1 protein-coding gene is annotated in these 1,320 nt (G+C 25.8%); it reads right to left on the reverse strand.

Going from position 1 to position 1,320, the window contains the following annotated elements:
- Positions 1-978 (reverse strand): Rep family protein (locus tag OL66_RS03145; RefSeq protein ID WP_034172435.1); only part of this gene is annotated, 978 nt, incomplete at its 3' end.
- Between the last annotated feature and the right edge of the window lie 342 nt (positions 979-1,320).

The following is a 1,320-nucleotide window of genomic DNA, read 5'->3' on the forward strand; positions in this document are numbered from 1 at the left end:
AATATATTTTGAATCTATTTTAATATGAAACTTACAACGACGTTTTAATTGAATAATACTTTCATCTTTATCTTTGAAAATATCATCAAAAAAATCATCAATACTTTTAATAGTAGTAATAATAATTAATTGACATTCTAAAACTTTATTTTTATAACGACTCTTAACTGATGATGAAGTATTATTATCTAACATTTTTATTAAATCAGATAAACCTAGGCAATAAGAACGTAGGTCATCTAAAATAATACATTCCTCACCGCAATAATCATCTAAAATATCATTACTACCAGATGAAACATAAGCATTATAACCTTTATCTTTGGCTATTTTTTTGGCAAGAGTAGATTTACCTGAACCACTCATACCAGTTATAAAAACACATTCCATTTGTCTAACTTTCTTTTTTAAATCTCTAATTCTAAACTTAAATGCTTTTTCTATTGCAGCAGAATAGATATTATTTTCTAGAATATTAATATTATCATTTATATTGTATTCTTTAATTTCTCCTGAATCTATTTTAAGTAAAATATCTTTTAAGCGAGCATCCATTTTATATTTTCTATTAAAAATATCTTGTTGAGCTTCGCTTTTCCAATCAAAATTACTAACTACTTCTTTTTCATCATATTGATATTTATCAGAACGATTAGCATGAATCATATACATTAAAGCATCACTGAATCTACCTTTAATTTTGGAAACAAAATTATCCTCAGTATTAAACCATTTAGCGATATTTTTTGTATCATATGCATTATTAAATCTTAAATATATATGCCAATGAGGAGCTTTTATATCTCCTACTTTTTTACCATTCAATTGAGCCTCTTTATCATTTTGATAAATATCTTTATCATGCAAAATATAGGCATAATTTTGAATGGCTTTTTTTTTAGATTCTAAAATAGTTTCTATTTTGGTTTTAGTAATTAAATTTTTATTAATAACAAGTTCGCAGATACGTAATTTCATTTTAATAGATTCCTTTTAATATTTTTAATGGACTCTCCAACCTACTCCTTTACTGCCTAACGCAGCAAAGGCGGTTGGTTCGTTCTCGCTACTCCTTACCTGATAGTTCACAGGTAAGGCGCTCGATATTATTATAACATATATATGCAACATTTAAAGTATTTTTTTTGTTGTAATCAATAAATTGAATATTACTTAAAAAACCTAATAAAAAAAACAATTTATTGCAACAATTACAACACGCCATAGAGACAAGCCCTCTATGGCGTAAATACTCAGGATTTTTATATTTTACAACATATATATATAGGTTGGGGTATAAAAATGACCCTACATATTACG

This window comes from Chrysanthemum yellows phytoplasma (genome assembly GCF_000803325.1).
Taxonomy (GTDB): domain Bacteria; phylum Bacillota_I; class Bacilli_A; order Acholeplasmatales; family Acholeplasmataceae; genus Phytoplasma; species Phytoplasma asteris.